Consider the following 25,829-nt stretch of genomic DNA (forward strand, 5'->3'; position numbering starts at 1 on the left):
TCTGTAGGCTTAGTGATAATGCGTGAGCTGTTCTTTTCTTTATCTGAGGGCCATACAGCCTATGTGGTACAACGGTTTTCTTGACCTGTCAGCCTGGCAACTGGTGGCAGTCACGCTGTTGATGACCCACGTGACCATTATTGGGGTCACTGTCTATCTGCACCGTTATTCGGCCCATCGCTCGCTTGAGCTCAATGCCGGCCTGAAACACTTCTTCCGCTTCTGGCTGTGGCTGACCACGGCGCAGAACACCCGCGAGTGGACCGCCATCCACCGCAAGCACCACGCCAAATGCGAAACTGTCGATGACCCGCACAGCCCGGTGATCAAGGGCCTGTCCACGGTGCTGCGCAAAGGCGCCGAGCTGTACCGTGCCGAGGCGGAAAACCCCGAGACCCTGCGCATCTACGGCAAGAACTGCCCGGACGACTGGATCGAACGCAAGCTCTACACGCGCTACCCGCTGTTGGGCGTGGCGCTCATGGGCGTGATCGACCTGCTGCTGTTCGGCACCATCGGTATCACCATCTGGGCGATCCAGATGATGTGGATTCCGTTCTGGGCCGCCGGCGTGATCAATGGCCTGGGCCATGCCGTGGGCTATCGCAACTTCGAATGCCGTGACGCCGCCACCAACCTGGTGCCGTGGGGCATCATCGTCGGCGGCGAAGAGCTGCATAACAACCACCACACCTACCCCAACTCGGCCAAGCTGTCGGTGAAGAAGTGGGAGTTCGACCTGGGCTGGGCCTGGATCAAGGTGTTCAGCTTCCTGCGCCTGGCCAAGGTGCAGCGTGTTGCCCCCATCGCCCACCGTGTCGAAGGCAAGGGCAGCCTGGATATGGACACCGCCATGGCGATCCTCAACAACCGCTTCCAGATCATGGCCCAATACCGCAAGTTGGTGATCGGCCCGCTGGTCAAGCAGGAGTTGGAGAAGGTCGATCACTCGGTACGTCACCAGTTCCACCGTGCCAAGCGCCTGTTGTCACGGGAAACCAGCTTGCTGGATGACCGTCACCACTTGCGCATCCAAAGCATGTTGGAGCACAGCCATGCGCTGACCGTGATCTATGAAAAGCGTCTGGCGCTCCAGCAGATCTGGCTCAAGACCAGCACCAATGGCCACGATATGCTGGCCGCGATCAAGGAATGGGTGCACGAAGCCGAGGCCAGCGGCATTCAATCCCTGCGCGACTTTGCCCACCAGTTGAAGACCTACTCGCTGCGCCCTGCGGCGGTCTGACGGTACTTTGGGAGGGCTTGCCCTCCCACACACTGGCTTTTTGGCGCCATTTTCCGGGCACCGTCAATCCATGCCGATCACGGAACTTCACTGCAAATCCCCTCTCTCAAAGAACACTTCGCCATCATGGTGACCCCTTGTAGTGACCGCTGCTCCATCCTGCGGCGCGCCCAGAGAGAGTTGTACCGATGGTTCACGAAAAGCCCTGCCTGCCCGATGTGCCCACTGCCGAGCCGCCGCGTCCAGCTGCGGCGGCGACCCTGTTGGCGCTGATGCATGCCCAGGGCGAAGTGGAGCGGCTGAGTGAGCGCGAGCAATTGCTCAGTTCGCTGTTGGTCAGCGTGAACGCCGTGCTCTGGGCCATCGATTGGGCAACCCGTCGCGTGCTGTATGTGAGCCCAGCCTACGAGCGCATATTCGGTCGTTCGGCCGGTTTGCTGTTGGCCGACCACCGCGAATGGCGCAACAGTGTTCACCCCGAAGACCTCGATTACGCCGAACACAGCCTGGCCCGCGTGCTGGAACAAGGCGCCGTGGAAGACCGCGAGTACCGCATCATCACCGCCGACGGGCAAATCCGCTGGCTGAGTGACAAGTGCTACATCAACCAGCAGGTGGTGCCCGGTGAACCGCTGATTGTGGTTGGCATGGCCGAAGACATCACCGAAAAGAAGCTGCTGGAGCTGGAACTGCAACGTCTGGCCACCACCGACGTGCTGACCCAAAGCAGCAACCGCCGGTATTTTTTCGAATGCGCCAACCAGGCGTTCGACAACGCCTGCGTTCAGGGCACGCCGCTGGCGTTCCTGTTGCTGGACATCGATGACTTCAAGGACGTCAACGACACCTACGGCCACCTGGAGGGCGATCAGGTGCTGCGGCGCATCGCTGAGAGTGGTCGGGGGGTATTGCGCCGTGGCGACCTGTTCGGGCGCATTGGCGGCGAAGAATTCGCCGCTGTGCTGCCCGGTTGCGCGCCAGAAATGGCCCTGCAAGTAGCCGAACGGCTGGGCAAGGAGATCCAGGCCTTGTTGTTCAGCTATGAAGGGCGCGAGTTCAGCGTGACCGTCAGCCAGGGCCTGGCCAGCTTGCGTGAAGATGACTCCACCCTCGACAGCCTGTTCGCCCGGGCGGATGCAGCGATGTATGAGGCAAAACGCCAAGGCAAGAACCGCGTTATAGCCGGTTAATACCGATCAACTGTGGGAGCTGGCTTGCCTGCGATGGCGTCTTGGCTGACCCACCGCTATCGCAGGCAAGCCAGCTCCCACAATTGATCGGTGTGTGTTTCAGGTTTTGCGTACTCGCGTCAGTTCGGACAAGCCCACCTTGAGCAACCGCGCCGTCTTGCTGCCGGCCAGCTCTTGCAGCCCTTCGTGCTCGGTCAACCGCGCCATCTGCGTCGCCAGGTTCACCACCAAGGCTTCGCGTGAATACACACCGCCTTCCAGTGAATAGGTGGCCGCGATCAATTGGCGCAATTCCAGCGGCAAGCGCCAACGCGTGCGCAACGCCGAACCGTAGGCGGCGCCAAAGGCGTCGAGGGATTCGCCTATGGCTTCGTCATCCAGGGCGCCGCCGCCCTGGCGCCAGTCCTCCAGGCAGCGCAACAAGGCCAGGTCGCCCAACCGATGCAGGATGCAGGCGCTGTAGCAGCGCTGGTGATCCAGTTCCAACATGCGTGCCAGGCGCCGGGCGTACTCGGCGCTGTCCTCGGACAACTGCCAGTGCCGCTCGGCGTAGGCCACCAGCCCAGAGTCACCCAGCACCACGTTGTGCTTGAGCGCAAGGCCCAGGATGAGGTTCATGCTTTGCCCAGGGACCAGCTTGTTCAGGGCCGCGTGCAGAGTCTGCACCGGCGTGCCGTGATACCCGGCACTGTTGGCGGCAGCGATCAGCACAGCGGTGATTTGCGGGTCCATGCGCACCTGATCTTCAAGCTGCTGCAGGTCCACGCCCTCGGGGCCCAGGCTGCGATGCACCGCCGCTTTCACGTCCACGCGCAACGGTGCGCCATCGCAGACCTCTCGGCGCTGCTCCAGGAATGCTGGCAAGGTCATTCCCGGTGCCAGCGCCGGGATCTCGCAATACACGCTTTCGCCCTCGTTAAGCAGCAGGTCTTGCAGGCGCTGGGTCAGGCTCTCCATGTTCAGCGGGCGGGTCAGGTAGGCCGTGGGCGCCAGGGGCAAGGCTTCGCGTACGCTGGCGCTGTCGTTGCGACTGCTCAGCAGAATAAATGGCAATGCAGGGGAGCGGCGCTGCTGGCGCACACTGCGCAGCAGGCTCAGACCATCGACGCCTGCAAGCTCCCAATCCGCCAGGATCAGGTCATAGCTTTTCTCACGTAACAGCGCAGCAGCGTGGTCACCATCTGCGCACACATCCAGCCGCGCGTCACAACGCACATTCAACAACACTTGCTTGAGCAGGTCCCGCGACCAGGGGTCCGCCTCGGCAATCAACACTCGGGGTACAGCAGGTAAATCAACAGCAGTCATCCAGCACGCTCCATCGGCAATGCTTGCACCTTAGACAATGCCGCCGCGTGCGTACAATGAAGCAGGCACAAAAAAACCGCCGAAGCGGTTTTTTTGCTTTTCGTAGGAGCGGGGCGTGTCAGAGTTCGGAGAAACACTCTTCGATAATCGCCAGACCCTTGTCCAACTGCTCGTCCGGCGAGGTCAGCGGCACCAGTACGCGCAACACGTTGCCGTAAGTACCACAGGACAGCAGGATCAAGCCCTTGTCACGCGCCTTGGCCACCACGGAGGCAACGGCGGCAGCGTTTGGCTTGTGGGTGTCGCCGTCTTCGAACAGCTCGACCGCGATCATCGCACCCAGGGCACGCACTTCGCCGATCACCGGGTACTTGGCCTGGATGGCCTTGAGGCCCGTCACCAAGCGCTCGCCGACAGCCTTGCAGCGGTCCAGCAGGTGCTCTTCTTCGAACACTTCCATCACCGCCAGGGCTGCCGCACAGGCGATCGGGCTACCGGCATAGGTACCGCCCAGGCCGCCTGGGGCGATGGCGTCCATGTATTCGGCCTTGCCGCACACACCGGCCAGCGGGAAGCCGCCAGCGATGGATTTGGCGAAGGTGGTCAGGTCGGCGGCAACGCCCATCTGTTCCATGGCGAAGAAGGTACCGGTACGCCCGGCACCAGTTTGCACTTCGTCGGCGATCAGCAGGATGCCGTGCTTGTCGCACAGTTCGCGCAGGCGCTGCATGAAGACTTTCGGCGCGACGTAGAAACCGCCTTCGCCCTGTACCGGTTCGATGATGATGGCGGCGATATCACGTGGCTCGGCATCGTTCTTGAAGATGCGTTCGATGCTGGCGATCGAGTCATCGACGCTCACACCGTGCAGTTCGTTCGGATACAGCGCACGGAACACGCCACCTGGCATCAGGCCCATGCCGGCCGAGTAAGGCACGACCTTGCCGGTCAGGCCGAGGGTCATCATGGTGCGGCCGTGGTAAGCGCCCGTGAAAGCGATCACACCAGCACGGCCCGTGGCGGCGCGGGCGATCTTCACCGCGTTTTCCACCGCTTCGGAACCGGTGGTGACCAGCAGGGTTTTCTTGGCGAAATTACCCGGCACCTTGGCGGCGACTTTTTCGCACACTTCGACGTAGGGCTCGTAGGCCAATACCTGGAAGCAGGTGTGGGTCAGCTTGTTCAACTGCTCGGTCACGGCCGCGATGATTTTGGGGTGCACGTGGCCGGTGTTCAGCACGGCGATACCGCCGGCGAAGTCGATGAACTCGCGACCTTCAACGTCGGTCACGGTGGCGTTCTTCGCCGAGTCGGCGAAGATCGGGTGAATCTGGCCAACACCGCGCGGTACAGCGGCTTCGCGGCGTTTCATCAGGGAAGCGTTGGTCTTGCTCATAAAGTCCTCATTCGCCACTCATCGGGTGGCGTGGTCCAAGGCATACGTGGCGGGGAGGCAACTACGGCAGCATTCGATGATCGACTGCCCCAGCTTTCCCGGCCACTACGAATTACGATGTGAAACACGCAAAGGGACAGCGCTCTCGTGCCCTCTGCGTTTACTGCAATCCCGCGCCTTAGATACCCAGGCAGAGGTATTTGATTTCCAGGTAATCCTCGATCCCGTACTTGGAGCCTTCACGGCCCAGGCCCGACGCCTTGATGCCGCCGAACGGCGCCACTTCGTTGGAGATCAACCCGGTGTTGACGCCGACCATACCGTACTCCAGGGCCTCGGCCACACGGAACACACGGCCCAGGTCACGGGCGTAGAAGTAAGAGGCCAGGCCGAACTCGGTGTCGTTGGCCATCGCGATAACGTCGGCTTCATCTTTGAAGCGGAACAGCGGCGCCAGCGGGCCGAAGGTTTCTTCCTTGGCCACGGCGGCGTCTTTGGAGACGTTGGTGAGGATGGTCGGCTCAAAGAAATTGCCTTCCATCGCCTTGCCACCGGCCAGCAGCGTGGCGCCTTTGCTCAGGGCATCAGCGATATGTTCCTGAACCTTGGCCACGGCTTTTTCGTCGATCAGCGGGCCCGTGGTGGTGCCTTCTTCCAGACCGTTACCGATCTTCAATTTGGTCACCGCCACCTTGAGCTTTTCAGCGAAGGCGTCGTACACCGAATCCTGAATGTACAGGCGGTTGGCGCACACGCAGGTCTGGCCGTTGTTGCGGTACTTGGAGATGATCGCGCCTTCGACGGCCTTATCCAGGTCGGCGTCGTCGAACACGATGAACGGCGCGTTACCGCCCAGCTCCAGGGAGACTTTCTTGATGTCCTTGGCGCATTCGGCCATCAGCTGGCGACCGATTTCGGTCGAGCCGGTGAAGGACAATTTACGCACGATCGGGTTGCTGGTCAGTTCGCCGCCGATGTCGCCGGCGCTGCCGGTGACCACGCTGAGCACGCCTTTGGGGATACCGGCGCGGTGCGCCAGCTCAACCAGGGCCAGGGCCGAGAAGGGGGTTTGCGAGGCCGGCTTGATCACCATGGTGCAACCGGCGGCCAGGGCCGGGCCGGCTTTGCGGGTGATCATCGCTGCAGGGAAGTTCCACGGGGTGATGGCTGCGGTCACGCCGATAGGCTGCTTGATCACGATCAGGCGCTTGTCGGGCTGGTGGCCGGGGATCACGTCACCGTAGATGCGCTTGGCTTCTTCGGCGAACCATTCGATAAAGGAGGCGGCGTAGACGATTTCGCCCTTGGCTTCGGCCAGTGGCTTGCCTTGTTCGAGGGTCATCAGGCGGCCGAGGTCGTCCTGGTTTTCGATCAACAGTTCAAACCAGCGGCGCAGCTTGTTGGCGCGCTCCTTGGCGGTGAGTGCACGCCAGGCCGGCAGGGCCTTGTCGGCGGCTTCGATGGCGCGGCGGGTTTCCGCGGCGCCCATCTTCGGCACGGTGCCGAGAATCTCGCCCGTGGCCGGGTTGTTGACCTTGATGGTCTGACCGTTGTCCGCATCGACCCAAGCGCCATCGATAAAGGCTTGCTGGCGGAACAATTGGGTATCTTTGAGCTGCATGTCGGCTTTCCTTAACAGCACCGCGCGCACGCGGAGCGAATTAGAGTTGTTGAAAGGCGCCTTGTGGGCTGCCGTCAGGGAAATCAGCCCCAGCGCGCGGAAGAAATAAAAGTGCGCACGGGAGACAGAGCGTTTGAAATCTCAAACGAATCCTAGGATCAATGGGGGTACAGGGCAATAGGATGTTCGAAAAAAAGAACGAATATGGCGCATCCGGCTCATCTTTCAGATCAAGCGCACACGACAACAGCCCCGGAGCCTTGTGGGCGCCGGGGCCGTTGGGGACCTCGCAGCTTAAGGTTGGAACGACTTGAGCACGGCCAGTAGGCTGGTCAAGTTGTCGGCCACGCCGCCCTGGGCGACTTTTTCGGTGGCCGCGGCGCCAGCGGTGGTGTCGACACTGTAGATCTGCATCACGCCCTGGTTGGTGGCCGCCTGGGCCAGGGTGTTTTGTTGCTGTTGGGCCGAGACCGAGTTCTGGAACAGGATCGCCGTGGCCTGGCCCATGGATTGGTAGATGGTGCTCATGGCCATCGCGGGTGATTCGGCAACCACCTTGACGTTGGTCTGGGTGACGGCATCGGTGATTTGCGGGCTGACTGTACTCATGGTTGAAACTCCTGGGTTGAGAAAGAACAACATCCGTTATCGCTCAGTGCTTAAGGCTGGAAAGACTTGAGCACGGTCAACAGGCTGGTGAGGTTATCCGACACGCCGCCCTGGGCGACTTTCTCGGTGGCCGCCGCACCTGCGGTGGTATCGACGCTGTAGATCTGCATCACGCCCTGGTTGGTGGCCGCCTGGGCCAGGGTGTTTTGCTGCTGTTGGGCCGACACGGCGTTCTGGAACAGAATCGCCGTGGCCTGCGCCATGGATTGATAGATGGTGCTCATCGCCATCGCTGGCGATTCGGCCACCACTTTGACGTTGGTCTGGGTGACCGCGTCGGTAATTTGCTCGTTAACAAATGCCATGATCAATTTCCTTATTTAGTACACGGTGCATTCCGTGTTCATCAATGAACGTTGCCAAACAAGGGCTGTGAAACCTGTGGCTTCAGGATTTCGCAGGTCCGGCCAGGGCGGCCTCGATCCGTGCGATCAACTGCTGGATCTCCTTGTTCACCTCACGCTTGAGATCCAACTGCTCGACGCTTTGATCGGGCGCGCCATTCAGCGCTTGGCGTACCGCCGCCTCGCTCTGCTGGGCGGCCTGGCGAATGGCCTGCTCGTTGGTCTTCGATTGTTCAAGCACCTGCACCGCGCGCTTGAGGCTTTCGTCAACGATGGCTCGCGGCGCACCCTCGAACATCTGCGGGCTGCGCAGCATCGCCTCAAGCCGCTGGCGATCAGCGCTGGATAGAACCGGTGGCTGCATGTGAACCTCCTGCGGCACTGGCTGGGCGGCAACAGCGCCGCTAAAGCCGCACCTCAACGTTGTCCTGCCAGAACCCTGCAAAGTAAAAGTGCGGCGAGGAATCACAGAAGGTCGCCAACTCCGCAGGCGTTATGGCGCTAGGCTGGTTGGGGAAAATGGCAGGCGGAGGCGGCAGCAGATTGGCCTCGTTGTAGAGGTTGCCGACTTCATAGCAGTTGGCCGCGAACTGCGAACAAAAGGACCCGCTGCCGATGTCGATGGACTCGTTGATCCGCGTCACCAGGCTGGTATCGGAAGTCCAGCGCCGGAACGCTGAAATCATCGCGTTCCACACGCTGTAGCGGCCCCGAATATCACCGCCGATCTTGTCGAAGTAGAACTGCTTGGCAGCTACCGTCGCCGCCTCGCCCAGTTCGGTATCCACGCAGGAAAACACCATCGCCGAGCGCGGCGGTTTTTCCAGGCTCAGGTCGGTCAGGGCCAGGCCACTGCCCACACTTTCGATCACCATCGTGTCGCTTACCGCAATCGCCGGGTGAACCACATTCAGGTAGGTCGTGTCCTGCGAGAACACCTTGGCCTTGACCAGTTGACCGGCTTTGATAAACGCCCGCGTAGCGCTGTCGTCATCTTGTTTGACAGAAAAAATAATATCTCCAGGCTGCATGATGTCGCTCCTCACTCAAGAAAAGTTGCTTTCAAGTTGCTGTTGCACCGCTCCAGCCGAACGCTGGAGCGCTGTGCTGGGTTCAGGCCGCTGGCGCGGCCCGGTTGGCCAGGGTGCTCGCGTACTTGGCGATGCTCTGGTCGATCTTGTCGATGGCCACGCTGGCGGCTTCGGCTTCCATGGCTCCGGCGGCGGCGGCCACGGCGGCAGCGGCGCCCACCAGCAGGTCGGTGGCCAAGGCGCCCAAGGCGTCTTCGGCAGCGCCTGGCAGGTTGTCGTTGACGATGTTCTCGGTCATTTGCTGGAGCAGCACGGCCTGGGCCGCCAACGCGATCTTGCTGACCCCGTCGAAGTACCCCGCCGCCGCCTGCGCCACCAGCCCGGCCGCCTGGCTGATCATCATGTCGGCCGGCACCGCGATCTGCGCCGGGGCATAGGCAAAGTTCTGCGCGTTGGTGAACTGCACCGCCTGCACGATCTGGCTATTGAGCGCCGCCGTGCTGTCGGATGACGGCGCGCTCACCTGGTTGAGCAGGTGCTCGTTCATGCGCGCCATGATCGAGCGCGAGGCCGGTGCGGCGGGCGCCGGCGCAGGTGGATCGGCGGCGGGCGTTGCTTGGGAGGCGGCGGGTTTCTTTCTGCTGAACCACGACATAATCGATCTCCCGAGGCCTCAGCCCTTCTCGCCAATCTGCATGATCAGCGCCACGGCCTTGGAGATCACCGCGTTGGAAATCTGATTCATCGCCTGCTGGCTGTTGACCGCGTTCTGCAACGACAGGCCCGCCGCGCTGCTGGCCACCTGGTACAGCGACGCGATGGCCTGGGCCGGCGCCTCGGCCACCACCTTGACGTTGGTTTGAGTGACCGCGTCGGTGATCTGGCTGTTGACCTCTGTCATACATCTCTCCTTGATGGCATTCACCCAGGTTTGGGTGTGGATAGCGGCGGCGTGCTGCGCTCATATCACTAGAACGCCCCACGCCAACGTCTGTGAATCACCTTCAGCGCAAAGCACTGCGCAGCAGTTGCACACGCTTGCGCACCAGCGGCAGCTTGACGTGCAACTCGGCGGCGATTTGCGGGTAAGGCAGGTCGTCGACAAAACGCATCTCGAACAAGCGCTGCTGCAACAGCGGTAACCGTGCGACGTGCGCCTCGATCTGCTCCAGGCGCTCATAACATTCCACCCGCTCCAGCACCGAAGCGCAGGGCGCGGCGAGCGCGGCCAGGTGATCGTGTTCAAGATCCACCGAATCATCGAACAGCCGCCCCTCGCGCTTGCTGCGCCGCAAGCTGTCGAGAAACACATGATCGAGCACCAGAAACAGAAACCCCTCAGGGTCACGAATGCGCTCCGGCGAACGCCGAAAAAACAACAGGGCCTTGATCGCTGTGGCCGACAACCACTCCTGGCCCTGATCCAGATTGCCCTTGGCCCGTCGCAGCGCACGGCGCTTCAGCTCGCCCTGCACGGCACGCCAACTCGCTTCGAACAAACGGTCATCGGCGGCCCATTGATCCTTGAACTCAAGAGTCATCCCCATCGCCAGCACTCCTGTGCATCCTTGATGAAGGGCCAGTCTGCGAGGGCTCGACGGGGGTACGCTGTTACCTGGGGAACACTGCGGCAACTAATTCAAGGCAAACGCCTTGCGCCGCAAATGCTCAAGATCGTTGATCACCATGCGCTCCAGATTGCCGCTGATCACGCCACTGCGGCGCCACAACTGCAGCTGCACATTAAGCTTGGGGCGGCTGGTATTCAGCATCGACGCCAACACCCCCTGGCTGGCGGGCAGCGACACACTGGGCAAGGCCAGCGCCAGGTCGATCTCGCCCAGATTGGCCAACAAAAACCGCGCCAACCGCGACTCCAGCCGATGCAGGCACACCAACTCCAGCAACTCGATGGCGTGCAGCAAACGCAGCATCATCAACATCAACAAACGCCGCAGAAACGCCGGTTCCTCAAACAACACAGCAAAATGCCGGCTACCCAACTGCAACAAGCGCGTAGGGCCACTGGCGAAGGTGGAAGACTCGCGCCCATGATCCTTGATCAACGCCGTCTCCCCCACCACCTGCCCGGCCCCGGTACTGCCAATGATCTGCTCCCGACCATCGGGCCCATGCACCACCGAATAAATCCGGCCCTCCACCACCAGCGCAATGAATTCGAGGGTGTCGTCCTTGAAATACAACAGCTCACGATCATCCAGCGTGCGCTCCACCATATGGGTGGCAACGTAGCGCAAGAGATGCTCCGGCATACCTCGAAACAAATCGGAGCGAGCCAGCAGGGTTTGTCTGAGCGGGAGATCGAGCATCACGGTTCCTTTGGAATGCATGCGTTCACCTGGGGAATTGCGGCGTGGAAGCGGGTTAAAGCCACAAGAGCAAAGCAAACAAAGGGACGTGCGGCGCGGGGAGTTGTGAATGAGGGTGGCGATTAGCCATTTTTTGTCGGAAATGGACGACAGGGGGCGGGGGAAATGCCGGAATGGACGCATCAGGTCGACATGGGTATGATGTCGCCCGCACAAGCATCCGTAGCTCAGCTGGATAGAGTACTGCCCTCCGAAGGCAGGGGTCGTGGGTTCGAATCCCGCCGGGTGCACCAGATATGAATGAAAAAGCCTCAGGTCGGGAGATCTGGGGCTTTTTTGTTTTTAAGTTTTATTTACCGGCTGGATGCATTAAGCCGCCTTGAGGTTGTAGGGGTCGGCGTTATGAGTAATTTACAGAGTGCCTTCTGTAGCTTAAATCGCATGTTTAGCTGTACAGCTAAACATGCATTAATGGCTAATAATCGGTCACTTTTCGATCAATTTAGACTCGGCGTGCCAATGTCGCTGATTTTGAATTGAGAAAGCCCAGTCCGGAGACTTATGGCTTTTTGCGAACGATGCCCTGTACCTACGCCGCGCCTTAATCATTAACCCCCCTATACCACCACTTCACCATCCCCCCTCAACGCCTCCCGCAACACCCCCTCCAACACCCCAAAAAAACCCTGAATATGCCCCTGCTTCAACGCCTGTGGCCGTGTAACCAGATAAACCTCCATCGCCGGCAGTTCTATCTCCTGAAAAACCTCACTCAACCCCGTAGCCAAAATACGCGGCAGCACCGCCACCCCCATCCCACGCTTCACCGATTCAAGCTGCACCGCAAACGAACTCACCCTAATCGGCGCATGATCCAGCCCCGCAGCTTTCGCGGCGCGCATTTGCGGTAGCAGGTCCAGCGGTGGCAGCAAGGCGATACTTGCGGCAGTGGCGGGAGTTAGCGCAGGAAACCGTTGCAGGTATTCGGCAGTGGCGAACACGCCGTAAGCGAGTTTGCCGAGCCCTCGGTAGATCAGGGAGGGTTCGCCCAGGTGTGCAGTGCGTATGGCGATGTCGGCCACGCCTCGTACGATTTTGTGGAAGTCGGTGGTGACCTGTAGTTCTACGGAGCAGCCTGGGTGCTGCGCTGTGAGGCGGCTGGCGGCTTCGAGCACGCTGGCAGAAAAGCCTTCGCCAGCGCTCACCAACACGGTGCCGCTGAGGGTTGCTGGCGTGCCGTCGACGGGGGTCTGGCGTCGCAGGCCGGATTCGGCCGCTAGGGCGACGTCTACCAGGGCTTGGCCTCGGGAGGTGAGCCGGCAGCCTTCCACGCCGCGTTCCACCAGTGGTTCACCCAGGGCGGTTTCCAGTTGGGTGAGGCGGCGGGAGACGGTAGACGCCGCGATACCGAGCAACTGGCCCGCCTGTAAAAAGCTGCCGCGCCGTGAGACTGCCAACAGCAGTCGAAGATCATCCCAATTTGCCTGCAATGCCATATCTCCGCGCTTCCCTGGTGTGCAGATGTGCAAAGCCATTATGCCGCAGGCGCTGTTTTTACGGCGCAGGCTGACCGGTATATCTACTGGCCTTCTCAACAAATGGAATGGCCTGTATGAACAAGAACCCCAATCGCTTGCGCAGCACCTTTGTGACCGGTGCCACCGGCTTGCTGGGCAACAACCTGGTACGGGAGCTGGTCGCACGGGGTTATGCGGTGAAGGCGCTGGTGCGCTCGGCGGCCAAGGGTGCGCAGCAGTTCGGCGATGTGCCGGGCGTGGAGCAGGTGGTGGGGGATATGGCTGATGTGGATGCCTTCGCGGCGGCGTTGCAAGGCTGCGATACGGTGTTTCACTGCGCGGCGTTTTTTCGGGATAACTATAAGGGCGGCAGCCATTGGGAGGAGCTGGAAAAGATCAATGTCGTCGGTACGCGAGCCCTGCTGCAACAGGCGTATGACGCCGGTGTGCGACGGTTTGTGCATACCTCGTCGATTGCCGTGCTCGACGGTGCCCCCGGTACGCCGATCGACGAGACGTGCCTGCGGGCCGAAGCCGATGCGGATGACTACTACCGCAGCAAGATCCTCGCTGAGCGGGAGGTGTTGAGGTTTCTTGAAAGCCATCCGCAGATGCACGCCTGCATGGTCTTGCCCGGTTGGATGTGGGGGCCGGGTGACCGTGGGCCGACGTCTTCGGGGCAGTTGGTCAGGGACGTTATCAACGGCAAGTTGCCGGGGCTGATTCCTGGCACCTTTTCTCTGGTCGATGCCCGCGATGTGGCCTGGGCGCACATTGCCGCCGCCCAAAACGGGCGACGGGGCGAGCGTTATCTCGCGGCCGGTCGCAACTTGACCATGCGCCAGCTGATTCCGGCGCTGGGGAGTATTGCCGGGGTCAAGGTGCCCTCGCGCCAACTGCCGCTGCCTGTGCTCTACCTGTTAGCCGCGGTGCAAGAGGCCTACGCCTACCTGACCGGCAAACCCATTTTGCTGAGCATGGCGACGTTGCGGCTGTTGATACGTGAGGAGCACCGTACCCGCTTTGACCACCGCAAAAGTGAAGAGGAACTGGGGCTGAGCTTTCGCGTGCTGGAGCAGACCCTCACTGACACGGTGGCCTGGTCCCGAGCCTACGGCGGGTTGTAATAAAAAGCCCCAGGTCGACAGGCCTGGGGCGGGTTCGTGGCGTCAGGTTCAATGCTTTTGCAACGCCTCTAGCCGTGCCGGCAAGTCCTGCTCAGGAAAGCGTTGATACAGCGCCAGCAGTTTTTCATCCGCTGCCCTGGTTTCACCCGCTCGACGCAGGTTCACAATTTCCTGCAGACCTTCTTCCAACGTAGGCAGCGCCCGCTTGCTGAGTTTCGCCGCTGGCTGATCCGCCACTGCGCTTTCGGCTTGAACCGGCGCACTTTCAACCCGTGGCGCCATCGCCATGCGGGCCATTGGCGCGGGGGCGGAAAACGCTTGCGGCGCTGGGTGGGCGGCTTCTTCGTGGCGCAGGGCGGAGAATGTCGCGGTTGAGATTTCGGGCTGCGGCACGGGGGAGCGCATGACCACGCCGATCATCAGCGCCAACCCGGCGACGGTGGCGAATGCCATTTGCCAGCGCGGGCGTTGGCAGGCTTGCAGCCAGCGTTGCCACAGGTTCGGTTGCGGCACCGGCGCTTCGCGGCGGGCGGCGTTGAGGATGAAGGCGTCGAGGGACGCGGGCGGTTCGCCGGTGCTGTGTTGACGGTAGTGCTGGAGCAGCGCGTCGTCCGGGGTGTGTCGGGAGTCAGTCATACAGGTACCTCCTCGGCCAGCAGGCGCCGCAATTTTTGTAGGGCGTAGCGCAAGCGGCTTTTTACGGTTTCCAGCGGGGCGCCGGTGAGGGTGGCGATTTGCGGCACTTCGAGGTCGCCATGCAGGCGTAACAAAAACACCTCGCGCTGGTCTTCGGGCAATTCTTGCAGGGCGGCGTCGAGGCGCGCCTGGTCGCGGCTCAGGCTCAGTTGTTGCTCGGGGCCGGCGCTGTCGTCGGGTTGGGCGTGCAACTGTTCGTCGTAGCTGTCGTGCAGGGGGTTGTGGATGCCGTGCTTGCGCCAGTGGTCGATCAGGCGGTTGCGGGCGATCTGGAACAGCCAGGTACGAAAACTCGCCCGGCCTTGTGGCTGGGTGGTGCTGCGGATCAGACTGAGCCAGGTGTCCTGGTAGATTTCTTCGGCCAGTTCGGCTTTGTTGCACAGGGACACGAGGAAGCGGTACAGGCCCTGACGGTGGCGCGTGTAGAGGGCTTCAAATGCGCCAGCGTCGCCGGTTCGGTAGCGGGCCAGCAGCGATTCGTCGCTGGGTGGATCGTCTGGGACGGCCATGTAATGGGCGAACTCCTTTTTGTCAGCCGAAGCAGGATTAGTGTGGGAGGGGGCTTGCTCCCGATAGCAGTGGGTCATACAGCACATCGGATACTGACACACCGCCATCGGGAGCAAGCCCACTCCCACATTTGAACATCGTTGTGGGCCAGATCAGGGTTTGAGGCTTTGGGCCAGTTCCACCAGTTGCACGAATTCGTTGCGCAGGCCGAACGGGTCATCGCCGCGGGCCGAGCGTGCCAGTGTGGCGGTGTCTTGCAAACTCATGTTGCCAGTGTAGCGGCCATCACCCTTGAGCTGTTGGGCGAACGCGGCAACGGCAGAGGAGAAGCGCAGGTCGTCGCTGGCCGGGGTGGCCTGGTTGGCGATAGGGCGCTCGATCAATTGGCTGTTGCCGCCCGCAGCGGGCTTGTAGCGCACCCGTAGCATCGCCAGCTCGGCGGATTTGCTTTCGGCCGTCGGTGCATTGGCATATCGCAACGGCTCCAACCAACCCTTCTCGCCCTTGGGCACGATTTCGTACAGCGCGGTCACTGTATGGCCTGCGCCGATTTCGCCGGCATCGACTTTGTCGTTATTGAAATCCTCACGCTTCAAGGCGCGGTTTTCATAGCCCAGCAGGCGGTATTCGCTGACCTGGGCGGGGTTGAATTCCACCTGCAATTTCACATCCCGTGCGACCACGGCCAGGGTCGAGCTGAGTTGCTCCACCAGCACCTTGCGCGCTTCACGCAGGTTGTCGATGTAGGCGTAGTTACCGTCACCCGCGTCGGCCAGTTGTTCCATCAGGTGTTCGTTGTAGTTACCCACACCGAAGCCGAGGGTGGTCAGGGACACGCCGCTTTTGCGCTGGGTCACCGCCATTTGCTTGAGGCTGTCGAAGTCGCTGATGCCCACGTTGAAGTCGCCATCGGTGGCCAGCAGGATGCGGTTGATGCCCTTGTCGATAAAACCTTCGCGAGCCATCTGGTAGGCCAGTTCGATGCCGGACGCGCCTGCGGTAGAGCCACCGGCAGTGAGTTGGTCGATGGCGTTGCGGATCTTGGCTTTTTCAGCGCCCGAGGTGGGCTTGAGCACCACGCGGGATTCACCGGCGTACACCACCAGTGACACGCGGTCCTGATCACGCAGTTGGTCCACCAGTAATTTCAGCGTGCTTTTGACCAACGGTAAGCCTTCGCGGCGGTCCATGGAGCCGGACACGTCCACCAGGAAGACCAGGTTGGCGGGCGCCAATTCTGCCACGGCTTTATCGGAGGCCTTGATACCGATGCGCAGCAGTTTTGTACGCGGGTTCCAGGGCGTGGCGGCCAGCTCGGTAGTCACGCCAAATGGGGAGCCATCAGTGGGCAATGCATAGTTGTACGGGAAGTAGTTGACCATTTCCTCCAATCGCACGGCGTCTTCGGGCGGCAGGCGACCTTGATTGAGGAAGCGCCTGACGTTGGCATAGCTGCCAGTGTCGACGTCGGCGCTGAAGGTGGAGACCGGGGTCTCGGCGACGCGATGCACCGGGTTATCCGGCAGGTTGGCGTATTGCTCGCGGGGTTCGCTGCGGTAGTCCATCGTCGCCATTTCTCGCACCGCCATCGGTGCCGGCATCGCCATTCGCTTGACCACTGCATTCTGGATCGGCGCGCTGTGCAGCTCGGCTAGAGGCGCGGGTTCAATCGGCTTGGCGACGTCGGGGGACGATGACAGCCCACACCCAGCCAGAGCCACCAGCAGGGTGACGGCAAAGCCTTGGGCAGCAGGACGCAGCAAGAGCACAGAGCGGGACATGGGCTGAACCTCGTGAGTGAATGAGCCGTTCAACAGCTCAGACGTAACGCAGCACCGGTACGGGTTAACCACGGATATTTCTTCGCCCAATTGCTGCGTCACACTTCGAGACACAACCGGGTGAACCTGCCATTACCACCAGCCACATATCGAGAGTTCGCCTCCCTGTCAGAACAGCCTGTTTCTTGACGTCTTTGGAGCCTTTTTACATCAGAGAAATCGCGATGAACTCCGTAAAAAATAACCTAACACACCGCTATGAGCCGCCCTCATTCGCCGAACGCCCGAGCTATGCCGGGGCCGCTTCAGACAAGCTGTCCTACGCCACCGAGCAAGCGGCAGATCAAATCACTCGAACGGGCTATCGTTGGAAAGTGCAGAACCCAGACGGCACCACACCTATCGGCTATCGTTTTTTCACACCTTCACAAGCCACCTACAGCACACCCACCGGCGCTAACGAGTTCTCCCCGTCTCAAAAAGAGCAGGCCAGGCGCGCCATGCAGTCTTGGGCGGATGTCGCCAATATCTCTTTCACTGAGAATGCACCCGAGGCCAAAGGGCAACTGTTACTGGGCAATGACCCGAACCAGACCGGCCAGTCGGGCCATGCGTCTTATCCAGGCATCTACAGCGATGGCACCCAAGCCTGGTTCGCGTCAGACGGCATGAATCGACCCTTCACTCACGGTAGTTTCAGCCGGTACCTGCTGGCCCATGAGATCGGCCACACCCTGGGCCTCATGCATCCCGGCAAATACAACAATGGCGGCAGTTACGCTGAAAACGCCCGCTACGCCGAGGACAACCGCGCCTACAGCCTGATGAGTTACTGGTGGGCAGGTCATCTGGGCCATGATCACAACAAAAACCGCCAAACCCACTATGCCGGCGCGCCGCTGATGGACGACATCACCGCCATCCAAAAGCTCTACGGTGCCAATTACAAAACCCGCGACACCGACACGGTCTACGGCTTCAACTCCAATACCGGGCGCGACTTTCTCAGCCTCAACTCAGCGGACGACGCACCCGTGTTCAGCGTGTGGGATGGGGGCGGCAACGACACTCTGGATTTCTCGCGGTTTCATCAGGACCAGACCATCAACCTGAAGGCTGAACACTTCTCCGATGTCGGCGGCATGAAAGGCAACGTCTCCATTGCCAAAGGCGTGACGCTGGAAAATGCCATTGGCGGCACGGGTGCTGATCGACTCATCGGCAACCACGCCGATAACCGCCTGACCGGTGGCCTGGGCCAGGACACCCTTACCGGCGGGCCGGGCAAGGATACCTTTGTGTATAACAACGCCAGCGAGTCGACCGCGCAACGCCCCGACCTGATCACCGATTTCACCAGCGGGCAGGACAAGATCGATGTGTTTGCCGCAATGCAGGCCGCGGGTATCAAGGACCTGCAGTTTGTGCGCCGCTTCAGTGGCCGGCCGGGCGAGGCGTTGCTTGGTTATGAGCCGAACACGCGCCAGCACAGCCTGGCGATTGACCTGGATGGCTCGGGCCAAGCCGACCTGTATATCAAGAGCCAAGGGCCAATCAAGCCAAACGACGTGATCAGCCGAGCTTCCCAGCCGAACCGTGTGCCAACCCCACCCGCCCGAGTTACGCCGCAACCGCCAACAACTCCGCAACCGCCGACGCCAGCGCAGACAGCACCGTACAAGCCCCGCCCCGAGCCAATGCTCGCCCCACAACAAGCGCCGTTCTCCTTGCAGAACTACGCCAACGCATCCCTTAAGGGCACGCCGATGCATACCGCGGCCAGGGCCGTGGGCAGTATCCGCGAAGTGACGGTCACACGGGACTCATGGGGCTATGAACGGGTGCATACCCGTTCGTTGGGTACCGGCTCGCTGATCAACGATGGCAACAGCGTACTGACCAACCAACATGTGCGCCACGCGCTGGCCAAAGGCAGCAAGCTCGAACTGTGGCTGGGGTATGAACAAGACAGCACCGGCCGGATGAAGGTAGAGCGCAAAGTGCCGCTGGACCCCACGCCACTCAGTGGCGACGCCCGGTTGGACTATGCCGAGCTGCGTGTCGACTTGCCCGCAGGCGAGAAAAAAGCCTTGGCCGAGCAGTTCCCGCCCCTGAAGCTGGCCTCCGGCCCCCAAGCATCGCCTGGGCAGAAAGTCTTTATGCCCAACCATGGGCAAGAGGCCCTCGGCATTTCGTTTTTAAATGCCAAGGGCCAGCCCACCACGCTCAAGGGATACGACCAGGGCAGCCCCTATCAGGGCACGGTCTACCATGATGCCTTCAAGAAGCCCGGCACTTCCGGCTCACCGCTGATCAGCGTCGATACGGGCGAAATCGTTGCCTTGCACAACGGTTCCATCGGCACCCACGTGAGCGGGCAGCGCGACTCCATGGGCACAGCCACCCGCATCGACTTGATCCAACGGCACCGTCGTCAGAGGTGACGCAGTTCAGTCCGTGCCGTACTTCGGATTACGCGGGCCATACAGAATCCCGGTACGTCGCCCTGCCGACAGCAACCGCGCACTGGTGATACCCGCAATCGGGTGCGCCGCATCGGTGGAGCTGTTGATCACCTGCTTGACCGCCGCCGTGATCAACATGCCCACCAGGCCGCCACCGTTGTTGTTGCCCTCCTCGCTCGACGCTCGCGCCGAACCGGTCCACAGGGTGGTGCCGGTGCGCAGGTCCACCAGTTTGGCCGAGGCCGTCACCGAGGTGTCGCTGGAGATCAGCATGTACTGGGTGCCGTACTCGCTGATGGTGATGTACAGCGCCGCGTCCGCACCAAAGATGTCATGCAGCTTGGCCGGTTGTACGGCCTGGATATCGTTGGCGGTGGTGAGGCCGTTCTGGCGGAAGGTTTCGTCCACCAGGGCAATCGGCAACACGTAGTAGCCGGCTTCGGCCAGCGGGTAGGTGACTTGCGACACCAGGCTGTAGGACGCCTGCACTTCCGGCGATTCATTGATCGGCGGCAGTACCAGGATCGACTTGGGCCGCGCCTGTTTGTACGCCGAATAATCAACCGTCTTGGGTGCGGCGCAACCGCCGAGCAACGCCAGGGCCAGCAAGGCGCCGGTGAGTTTTAACAGGCTCATTTAGTGGCGACTCCGGCTTTGGCGTTTTTCAGCAGAAAGTCCATGTACGCAGCAGACTCAGGGAACAGCGCCTTCTCGGTGCGAAACTCCTGCACCATCTGGTCATCCTTGCCCATGTTCATGTACAGCATGCCCAGGTGCGCGTGGTAACCCGGCGGCGCCTTGCGGCCACTGGCGTTGATCTTCTGCAGATCGCGCTCCAGTGCTTCCACCTGCGCTTCCTTGGGTTCGCCCTTGAAGTACTCGTAAACCTGAGGCTGGTAGCTTTCCCATTGATACAGGGGCTGGGGCGCCGTCTGGCACCCGGTTACCGTTGCGATTGCTGCCAGCGTCAGCGCCAACTTCACTGCCTTGCTCATCCGTGTACTGCTCCTTGAGGTGCTGCTGATCAGTTACGCGGGTTCCAGGCGCCGGCGTTGATGCCGTCGACCAGGCGGTTGATCGCTTCGCGCATGGCCAGGTCCAGCACCTTGCCATTAAGGGTGGAGTCGTAGCTGGCGGTGCCGCCGAAGCCGATCACTTCACGGTTGGACAGCGCGTACTCACCGGCGCCCTGGGTGGAATACACCACTTCGGAGGTGTTGATGTTGACGATATTCAACGCGACTTTGGCGTAGGCCACTTGGGTCTTGCCACGGCCGAGGATGCCGAACAGCTGGCGGTCGCCGGTTTCTTTGCGGCCGAACTCGGTCACATCGCCGGTCACCACGTAGTCAGCGCCCTTGAGCTTCTGCACGGTGCCTTTGATTTTGGCTTCCTGGGAGATCTCGCCCATGTTGTCGCGGTCCAGCACGCTGAAGCGGTTGGTCTGCTGCAAATGGGTGATGAGGATGGTCTTGGCCTGGCCGCCGAGACGGTCGACACCATCGGAGAAGATGCCGCGCATGTAGCTGGAGCGGTTGTCGAACTTGCCCACGGCAATCGGCACACGCACGCCGGAATAGGCTACGTGGGCGCTGGCGACTTGCTCCACCGGCATCGCGCGGTTGCTCTCGGTGGCGCAACCGGCCACGGTCAACAACGCCGCGGCGGTGAGGCCCGACAGCAGGATTTTGGACAGTGTCTTCACAGGGTGCTCCTTGGGTGAGGAAATCAGCGTTGCCGGGTTTTCCAAGGAGATAGGCAGCCTGAAAGCGCGCTGGCCTGGATTCTTCCCTGAAAGACGGTGATGCAACGGCTGCGGCATTTTACGGGGTTGAGAGCGGTTCTCAAGTTGTTTCGGCCATAGGTGGGGGGGTTACCCTACTGCCGACCGCAATACTCAAAGCAACGAAGATCAAATGTGGGAGCTGGCTTGCCTGCGAAAGCGGTAGTGCAGCAACAGATGCAGCGACTAACCCACCGCCTTCGCGGGCAAGCCCAATGCCGATCAATTAAACGAACGCAATGCCCAAAGCAACGAAGATCAAATGTGGGAGCTGGCTTGCCTGCGAAAGCGGTAGTGCAGCAACAGATGCAGCGACTGACACACCGCCTTCGCGGGCAAGCCCGCTCCCACAGGGGAACTGCGCTTAACCCTGACTGGCATTAGTCCAAGCCCGCCCACCGACAGCAGCCAGCCTTCGCACAGTCCTACTTGAGCTCCTTCACCAGATACTGCGCAGAAATCTGCGTAATCCCTGTCAACGCCCGGCGCAAGGCTTCAGGGTCGGTGCGGTAAGTGAGCGGCGTGTAGCCATAGACGTTCTGGCCATTAAACGGCGTGACCGCTTCAAAGGTGCGCCAGACCATCTCATCGCCGCGATCCATCTGCGCTAACACGTTAAGGGTCGGATAAATCACACTGCTGAAACCCTGGGTCAGGCGAAAACCCCACTCGGAAACGGTCAGCTGGATCTGCGCATCGGCGGGCTCATCATCGCCGACCACCTTGAGCGTCGAAGTCTTGCCCAACTCATCGACAAAGCCCTGCTTGAGCAACACGCCTACGTCGATTTTTTCCGCCTCCATCACCGTCAGAATAGCCACCGGCGTCGGCATCTCGGCCAACTGCCCAAGCTTCATACCGCCGGCAAACCCGGCGCCACTCAACGCCGCAGTACCCACCTTGGACGCCCCGCTGGCCATGCCAACACCGGCACCAACCCCGGCCCCCAGGGCCGCGCCCCAGGCTTGTTCACGGCCGAAGTACACCATGTTCTTTTCCCACTTCACGGGCAGGACTTTGACGGTCTTGATCTGCGCGCGGTTTTCGGGGGTGAGGGGGTGGCTGACGCAGCCGCCGAGGATGAGGGTGGTGAGGAGAATGAAAAGGAGGTTTTTCACATCAGTCCTTTAATGTTTGCAGTGAATACGAGAAGTCGGCAGGGCCTGGGCCCTGCCGAAACACTGGCTCAACTCATTTGCTTTCTTTGGCAATGGTGCCCAAGGACGCATCCTTGACCAGATAACGGCCTTCGACTTCGCTCAGCGCTTTGAGGCTGTTACGCGCCACGGCGAAGCCCATTTCGACTTCCTGCTTGAGGTAAACCACCTCACCCGCTTTGACATCAATCGGCATGTCCGCCCAGTTTTCAGCCTTGGAGCTGATCACGTGTTTGCCCGGCGTCACGAAAAAATAGATGTACTGGTTACCACGGTTGTAACCCATCTCCGAGTCGGCTTCCTTGTCATCCAGGAACACATTGAACCGCACCATCATCCCGACATTGCTAGGGCGCACGACGTACACCAAACCTTTATCGGCCACGGCAGCCTTGGGCAGCGAATAGTTCGCCACGTCAGCCTGCATCTTCTCCACCGACGGCGTCGAGGAACAGCCAAACAGCGTGGCCAGGGACAGAACGACAGCGGCTTTGCAGAACAGCTTGATCATGTATTTCTTCCTTGTGGGTAACGGTGGAGCGGTTTTGAGAGTGCCGATGATGGCGGGATCTCATTTTTTGATGCGTTGGTCATCGCCGTTGTGTCGGCAGTGGATGGCGTGACATGAGCAATGTGTGCCATCAGTGTGACGCCTTGCGCGGTTTTAGCTGAGGCGCTTATAGTCCGGTCGTCGCTCAAAAGGTGACCGGGTTTGGCGACCCGAAGAACGAGCCCTCAATAATCCAGAGAGCTTAATGATGAATCGATACATTCCCCTAACCGGCCACGACTGCACCGTCCCAGCCCTGATCATCGACACCCAGGCACCTCTCGACGTCCTTCACGACGCCGCCGTGCACCGCATTCGGGCCGTCACCCAACTGCTGGAAAACCTGGCCTTCCGCGAACAACTCAGCAGCGATGCCGTAGTGCTTTCAGACTTCGCCCACTTGCTGGCCATTCCGCTGCGCGACGGGTGTGATTTGCTGGATGTCATCAGTCGCAGGCTTAATGCCGATCCGTCCTGAGTGAAAATCAGGTGGCCTTTGTGTCGCCCGCTTTGCGCTCAATTCCCTTGGCCACTTTCTTTACGATTTTTCAACCAGGACTGTATCCAAACGCCTACCCCAGTAGGTATTGCATAGGCAAAAACACCGGGTAACATATCTACGACTTCAGCCCAACTAAAGTCCCATACACCAATCTTTGAATAATTAACCAGCGCCCCCATGAGTTTTGCGATAGCCCCCACCAACAAAAACAATAAAAACAGATAAATCAACAATAACAAAAACGCCTGCCACCTTGATCTAGGCTTAATCACTTTCCCTTCCCATTTCCTTCACTTTTCTTCAGAGTCACCTCAACAAACTATAAACAAACAAAGAAAATGTTTCACATAACTTCTTAACACTCATATCTGCAGAGTCTATTTCCACTACAGCCCATTTATGATTTTTATCAAAACCGACGCATCGCCCCTGCATATCATCACCAAAAATCATAACACTTTCGAATTGCGCCGCAGTCTCATCATCAAAAATATCACTTGCTTCTAGGAGGCCGTTATAAAGCATAAATCCGGCTATTTCAATTTCCCCACTTCCGAACTCCTGCAAAAACTCCAAGTAATCATCAGGAGCATTTTTCTGCCCTACCTTTATTGCATTAAGACTGACATCATCTACAGCAGCCAAGCCATCAAGCAAATGCTCTTCTTTCTTACTCTTCAAAAAAGTTTTAATGTCCACCTTCACCCCCTACTTTTTATCTGAAAAAATCTCTGGCCACACCTCCAGCACGATGTATTCCACCCTAATGCCGATCCGGAAATCAGAAAAAGGGAACAGATTTGTTTAATAGATTTTTCAACCTTAATTCAAATAAATCTGCTCCCTTTTTTCCCGCTCCCTTTTTTTCACTTCTCTAGCAAGATCAAACAAACCGCCTCCTTTTTCTCTCAATTATCTTTTGGCAAATTTATCGAAAAAGCCGAAAGGAAAGTCTCAACAATTTTTCGATCTGCATCATTCTTTGCAAAACGCTTAAGCACTGGGACAAGATGATAAAACAATAACTCGAGCCTGCTAGGATCTTTGGGCAATGCATCGTTAATGCATGCAACCATTAACTTAACTGGCATAATTGACGCGAATGCTTCATATCCTCTAGCGCTAGAGAACGGAATTTTCTTAAAATAATAATCCGCTAAACGTTTCTGCTCTGGTTTTTTCCAAGATCTATGAGGAAGGAGTAATAAAGCTTCACCCCAATTATCTGAAGCAAGCGGGTACCGGCTCAATATCCAAGCTGCCGCCTGATCAGAAGTCATTTTCGCCAACTCTTTACAGAGTGATATCAATCTTAAATCCATACCAAACTATTTCCTTGGATTAAATGAGTTTCCGGTAACCCAGAGTTAGCCTTTAGGGTAGCAGGTGGCTGATAATGACCGGAGCTATTATCCCATCTTGATATTTTTCCTCGCTCTGGACCGTCATTATTACCAAAGCGTATAGAGCCGGCATATTTAACTTCCCCACCCCCGCTAAGCCCCAGATGGGTTGAAAATTGCTCATTCACATTTGGGCGGCTTACCTTGATAGTCCCATCCGGCAATGTGACAAAATCGTAAGAACCTGAAGGGGTAATTTTCCCCCCACCTTGCCCTTGCAGCCAATACCGGCCTGATTCGTCCTGAACAATATAACAAAAGGGGACAGATTTATTTAATATGCTTTTCAACTCTAATTTAAATAAATCTGTCCCCTTTCTCGGTAGCAAAACTGCCGCCGCCAGCTTCACTCAAAAGCCCGCCAACCAATGCATGCAGAGCGATTTTTTGAGGCCCCGATTCTGACCATTTTTGGCCTTTCGAGTAATCGCCTACAGCGTTAAAGGCGACCGCTTGCAACGTGCTCTGCAACTGCGACCGCAGGGAACTACCGAGATTGTCTCCAAAACTACCGCCTTGAATAGCAGTGCTTAAACTTGCTTGGGCAACTCCTTGCGCCCCCGAATAGACGGCAAACCTACCGATGTCAGACGCGGAACTGAGGTCAAACCCCTTTGTAATGTGATTGACGTTGTCGCCAGTTACACCAAACGCAGGATCAAGCACGCCAGCGGTAAAACCTGCAGCTAACGCCCCAGTTGCATACCCCTTCAAGGCTTTGCTTGACGTAATGTCTTGAAAAGTTGCACCGATGTTTCCGCCGTTATTGATGAAGCTGACGGTGCTTCCACTGGCAACTGAAGTTAACGCAGCAGTTGCCATAACGTTGCCCCAACCGGCTGCTGCGGTCCCAACCGCCGTACCAGCTGAGACCATAGCCGAACTGCCTGCCGCAGCCATTGCCGTACCAGACCCGGCACTGGCACCCGCAGCAGCGCCCGCGACGCTACTTGCGGCCCCAGCCGTCAAAACTGTCACTACGATGATGATCGCCAGCATGGCTCCTTGGCCTAAGCTGGAATGGCTGTACTTGAACGAATCATGCAGTTCCTGCACTTGCCGCCAATCCACATCCCCACGCTTCTCGGCTTCTTTCAACCAAGCCAACTGTGGGTCTGCTTTGACCATCACATCAATGAACAAAAGGGGACAGATTTATTTAATATGCTTTTCAACTCTAATTTAAATAAATCTGTCTCCTTC

Annotated in this window: 30 protein-coding genes and 1 tRNA gene; 6 read left to right on the plus strand and 25 right to left on the minus strand. The window is 59.3% G+C overall.

The window, feature by feature from the left end; genetic code table 11:
• Nucleotides 1-61: 61 nt before the first annotated feature.
• Both desA and JH25_RS13790 read left to right on the plus strand, forming a co-directional pair.
• A complete protein-coding gene (gene desA / locus JH25_RS13795) occupies nucleotides 62-1,246 on the plus strand; it encodes a delta-9 fatty acid desaturase DesA (RefSeq protein ID WP_005783697.1) in 1,185 nt (394 codons plus the stop codon).
• A 188-nt stretch (nucleotides 1,247-1,434) separates the two neighbouring features.
• On the plus strand, nucleotides 1,435-2,436 hold the full coding sequence (locus JH25_RS13790; RefSeq protein ID WP_032878465.1) for a GGDEF domain-containing protein: 1,002 nt from the start codon (nucleotides 1,435-1,437) through the stop codon (nucleotides 2,434-2,436).
• Between the two features lie 99 nt (nucleotides 2,437-2,535).
• Here JH25_RS13790 and JH25_RS13785 read toward each other — a convergent pair whose 3' ends face one another.
• From JH25_RS13785 to JH25_RS13735, 11 genes are all read right to left on the minus strand, one after another.
• A complete protein-coding gene (locus JH25_RS13785) occupies nucleotides 2,536-3,744 on the minus strand; it encodes an HDOD domain-containing protein (protein WP_032878467.1) in 1,209 nt (402 codons plus the stop codon).
• Nucleotides 3,745-3,862: 118 nt separating this feature from the next.
• The gene (gene gabT / locus JH25_RS13780; RefSeq protein WP_032878468.1) at nucleotides 3,863-5,140 is read right to left on the minus strand and encodes a 4-aminobutyrate--2-oxoglutarate transaminase; all 1,278 of its coding nucleotides are present in this window, start codon (nucleotides 5,138-5,140) and stop codon (nucleotides 3,863-3,865) included.
• Nucleotides 5,141-5,318: 178 nt separating this feature from the next.
• Nucleotides 5,319-6,761, minus strand: coding sequence for an NADP-dependent succinate-semialdehyde dehydrogenase (gene gabD, locus JH25_RS13775; protein WP_032878469.1), 1,443 nt, complete (start codon nucleotides 6,759-6,761; stop codon nucleotides 5,319-5,321).
• 294 nt (nucleotides 6,762-7,055) lie between these two features.
• Nucleotides 7,056-7,370: a RebB family R body protein gene (locus JH25_RS13770; protein ID WP_003187551.1), complete on the minus strand. Its 315-nt coding sequence runs from the start codon at nucleotides 7,368-7,370 to the stop codon at nucleotides 7,056-7,058.
• 50 nt (nucleotides 7,371-7,420) lie between these two features.
• Nucleotides 7,421-7,735 (minus strand): RebB family R body protein, encoded by a 315-nt coding sequence (locus tag JH25_RS13765; RefSeq protein ID WP_005783676.1) that lies wholly within the window; start codon nucleotides 7,733-7,735, stop codon nucleotides 7,421-7,423.
• A gap of 82 nt (nucleotides 7,736-7,817) precedes the next feature.
• Nucleotides 7,818-8,138 (minus strand): hypothetical protein, encoded by a 321-nt coding sequence (locus JH25_RS13760; RefSeq protein ID WP_032878470.1) that lies wholly within the window; start codon nucleotides 8,136-8,138, stop codon nucleotides 7,818-7,820.
• A gap of 40 nt (nucleotides 8,139-8,178) precedes the next feature.
• Nucleotides 8,179-8,805, minus strand: a complete 627-nt coding sequence (locus tag JH25_RS13755; protein WP_003187547.1) for a hypothetical protein — start codon at nucleotides 8,803-8,805, stop codon at nucleotides 8,179-8,181.
• Between the two features lie 82 nt (nucleotides 8,806-8,887).
• On the minus strand, nucleotides 8,888-9,460 hold the full coding sequence (locus tag JH25_RS13750) for a hypothetical protein (RefSeq protein ID WP_032878471.1): 573 nt from the start codon (nucleotides 9,458-9,460) through the stop codon (nucleotides 8,888-8,890).
• A gap of 18 nt (nucleotides 9,461-9,478) precedes the next feature.
• Nucleotides 9,479-9,706, minus strand: a complete 228-nt coding sequence (locus JH25_RS13745) for a RebB family R body protein (protein ID WP_003187543.1) — start codon at nucleotides 9,704-9,706, stop codon at nucleotides 9,479-9,481.
• Between the two features lie 103 nt (nucleotides 9,707-9,809).
• Nucleotides 9,810-10,352 carry an RNA polymerase sigma factor gene (locus tag JH25_RS13740; protein WP_050549371.1) on the minus strand — a complete coding sequence of 181 codons (543 nt, stop codon included), beginning with the start codon at nucleotides 10,350-10,352 and terminating at the stop codon, nucleotides 9,810-9,812.
• 87 nt (nucleotides 10,353-10,439) lie between these two features.
• Nucleotides 10,440-11,156, minus strand: coding sequence for a Crp/Fnr family transcriptional regulator (locus JH25_RS13735; RefSeq protein ID WP_032878474.1), 717 nt, complete (start codon nucleotides 11,154-11,156; stop codon nucleotides 10,440-10,442).
• A 195-nt stretch (nucleotides 11,157-11,351) separates the two neighbouring features.
• On the opposite strand from JH25_RS13735, the gene JH25_RS13730 reads away from it, so the two are divergent.
• Nucleotides 11,352-11,428: transfer RNA gene (locus JH25_RS13730), tRNA-Arg, on the plus strand.
• 324 nt (nucleotides 11,429-11,752) lie between these two features.
• Here the strand turns inward: JH25_RS13730 and JH25_RS13725 are convergent.
• Nucleotides 11,753-12,631, minus strand: a complete 879-nt coding sequence (locus JH25_RS13725) for a LysR family transcriptional regulator (protein ID WP_032878475.1) — start codon at nucleotides 12,629-12,631, stop codon at nucleotides 11,753-11,755.
• 116 nt (nucleotides 12,632-12,747) lie between these two features.
• On the opposite strand from JH25_RS13725, the gene JH25_RS13720 reads away from it, so the two are divergent.
• The gene (locus tag JH25_RS13720) at nucleotides 12,748-13,779 is read left to right on the plus strand and encodes an SDR family oxidoreductase (protein ID WP_032878476.1); all 1,032 of its coding nucleotides are present in this window, start codon (nucleotides 12,748-12,750) and stop codon (nucleotides 13,777-13,779) included.
• 48 nt (nucleotides 13,780-13,827) lie between these two features.
• Here the strand turns inward: JH25_RS13720 and JH25_RS13715 are convergent, their stop codons facing one another.
• From JH25_RS13715 to JH25_RS13705, 3 genes are all read right to left on the minus strand, one after another.
• Nucleotides 13,828-14,415, minus strand: a complete 588-nt coding sequence (locus JH25_RS13715) for a hypothetical protein (protein WP_032878477.1) — start codon at nucleotides 14,413-14,415, stop codon at nucleotides 13,828-13,830.
• Complete coding sequence (locus JH25_RS13710) at nucleotides 14,412-14,984, minus strand: RNA polymerase sigma factor (RefSeq protein WP_032878478.1); 573 nt, start codon at nucleotides 14,982-14,984, stop codon at nucleotides 14,412-14,414. Before JH25_RS13710 ends, JH25_RS13715 begins: the two co-directional genes overlap by 4 nt.
• Nucleotides 14,985-15,137: 153 nt before the next feature.
• Nucleotides 15,138-16,766 carry a vWA domain-containing protein gene (locus JH25_RS13705; RefSeq protein WP_032878480.1) on the minus strand — a complete coding sequence of 543 codons (1,629 nt, stop codon included), beginning with the start codon at nucleotides 16,764-16,766 and terminating at the stop codon, nucleotides 15,138-15,140.
• A 224-nt stretch (nucleotides 16,767-16,990) separates the two neighbouring features.
• On the opposite strand from JH25_RS13705, the gene JH25_RS27660 reads away from it, so the two are divergent.
• A complete protein-coding gene (locus tag JH25_RS27660; protein ID WP_050549372.1) occupies nucleotides 16,991-19,210 on the plus strand; it encodes a M10 family metallopeptidase C-terminal domain-containing protein in 2,220 nt (739 codons plus the stop codon).
• Nucleotides 19,211-19,216: 6 nt separating this feature from the next.
• Here JH25_RS27660 and JH25_RS13700 read toward each other — a convergent pair whose 3' ends face one another.
• From JH25_RS13700 to JH25_RS13680, 5 genes are all read right to left on the minus strand, one after another.
• Complete coding sequence (locus JH25_RS13700; protein WP_032878481.1) at nucleotides 19,217-19,867, minus strand: DUF799 domain-containing protein; 651 nt, start codon at nucleotides 19,865-19,867, stop codon at nucleotides 19,217-19,219.
• The gene (locus JH25_RS13695) at nucleotides 19,864-20,226 is read right to left on the minus strand and encodes a DUF4810 domain-containing protein (protein ID WP_032878483.1); all 363 of its coding nucleotides are present in this window, start codon (nucleotides 20,224-20,226) and stop codon (nucleotides 19,864-19,866) included. The genes JH25_RS13700 and JH25_RS13695 overlap by 4 nt, the downstream gene beginning before the upstream one ends.
• 29 nt (nucleotides 20,227-20,255) lie before the next feature.
• Nucleotides 20,256-20,936 (minus strand): CsgG/HfaB family protein, encoded by a 681-nt coding sequence (locus JH25_RS13690; RefSeq protein ID WP_005783620.1) that lies wholly within the window; start codon nucleotides 20,934-20,936, stop codon nucleotides 20,256-20,258.
• A gap of 503 nt (nucleotides 20,937-21,439) precedes the next feature.
• Entirely contained in the window at nucleotides 21,440-22,132 is a 693-nt protein-coding gene (locus tag JH25_RS13685) for a hypothetical protein (protein ID WP_032878484.1), read from the minus strand.
• A gap of 73 nt (nucleotides 22,133-22,205) precedes the next feature.
• Nucleotides 22,206-22,598, minus strand: coding sequence for a DUF2846 domain-containing protein (locus JH25_RS13680; RefSeq protein ID WP_171905465.1), 393 nt, complete (start codon nucleotides 22,596-22,598; stop codon nucleotides 22,206-22,208).
• A 343-nt stretch (nucleotides 22,599-22,941) separates the two neighbouring features.
• On the opposite strand from JH25_RS13680, the gene JH25_RS13675 reads away from it, so the two are divergent.
• Nucleotides 22,942-23,199 (plus strand): hypothetical protein, encoded by a 258-nt coding sequence (locus JH25_RS13675; protein WP_005783616.1) that lies wholly within the window; start codon nucleotides 22,942-22,944, stop codon nucleotides 23,197-23,199.
• 38 nt (nucleotides 23,200-23,237) lie between these two features.
• Here the strand turns inward: JH25_RS13675 and JH25_RS28665 are convergent, their stop codons facing one another.
• The 5 genes from JH25_RS28665 to JH25_RS13665 all read right to left on the minus strand — a co-directional run bounded on the left by JH25_RS28665 (nucleotide 23,238) and on the right by JH25_RS13665 (nucleotide 25,769).
• Nucleotides 23,238-23,462: a hypothetical protein gene (locus JH25_RS28665; protein ID WP_161992138.1), complete on the minus strand. Its 225-nt coding sequence runs from the start codon at nucleotides 23,460-23,462 to the stop codon at nucleotides 23,238-23,240.
• Nucleotides 23,463-23,529: 67 nt separating this feature from the next.
• Entirely contained in the window at nucleotides 23,530-23,922 is a 393-nt protein-coding gene (locus JH25_RS13670; RefSeq protein WP_177327404.1) for an SMI1/KNR4 family protein, read from the minus strand.
• Between the two features lie 209 nt (nucleotides 23,923-24,131).
• Nucleotides 24,132-24,503 (minus strand): hypothetical protein, encoded by a 372-nt coding sequence (locus JH25_RS28090; protein ID WP_236648044.1) that lies wholly within the window; start codon nucleotides 24,501-24,503, stop codon nucleotides 24,132-24,134.
• A 32-nt stretch (nucleotides 24,504-24,535) separates the two neighbouring features.
• Complete coding sequence (locus JH25_RS28670; protein WP_164699478.1) at nucleotides 24,536-24,976, minus strand: hypothetical protein; 441 nt, start codon at nucleotides 24,974-24,976, stop codon at nucleotides 24,536-24,538.
• The gene (locus JH25_RS13665) at nucleotides 24,924-25,769 is read right to left on the minus strand and encodes a DUF637 domain-containing protein (RefSeq protein WP_236648046.1); all 846 of its coding nucleotides are present in this window, start codon (nucleotides 25,767-25,769) and stop codon (nucleotides 24,924-24,926) included. Before JH25_RS13665 ends, JH25_RS28670 begins: the two co-directional genes overlap by 53 nt.
• Between the last annotated feature and the right edge of the window lie 60 nt (nucleotides 25,770-25,829).

The sequence above is a fragment of the Pseudomonas sp. BRG-100 genome, from assembly GCF_000737955.1.
GTDB lineage: Bacteria > Pseudomonadota > Gammaproteobacteria > Pseudomonadales > Pseudomonadaceae > Aquipseudomonas > Aquipseudomonas synxantha_A.